Source organism: Psychrobacter sp. CAL346-MNA-CIBAN-0220 (assembly GCF_040309805.1).
Taxonomy (GTDB): Bacteria; Pseudomonadota; Gammaproteobacteria; order Pseudomonadales; family Moraxellaceae; genus Psychrobacter.
Genome location: NZ_JBEOPF010000410.1, coordinates 1 through 262, shown reverse-complemented (window position 1 = coordinate 262; position 262 = coordinate 1). Strand labels below are relative to the sequence as shown.

Below are 262 nucleotides of genomic sequence, written 5' to 3'. Positions count from 1 at the left end.
CTTATCTACATACTGCCCAAGCACATAATCTGGCATTTTATCAATCATCTCTTGTGCTTGCTGCTCTGAGTAGTCCTTAATAGAAGGAGATGAATCATCGGCATTTGGCGCAGTTGATACGTCTGCGTCTGCATTACTTGCGTAATTTTTTAGCTCTACTAAAGGATTTTTGGTTTGATTACCTGCGTTTTGATTTTTTGTAGATATAGGCATTTGCTGCTTTGCTTGCATAATTTGATCTATCTGCTGCTTAGTTATGAAC

At 38.2% G+C, this 262-nt stretch carries 1 protein-coding gene; it reads right to left on the bottom strand.

Annotation, left to right across the window (positions count from 1 at the left end; genetic code table 11):
• Nucleotides 1–231 (bottom strand): hypothetical protein (locus AAEY88_RS14170; protein WP_350563412.1); only part of this gene is annotated, 231 nt, incomplete at its 3' end.
• Nucleotides 232–262 lie beyond the last annotated feature (31 nt).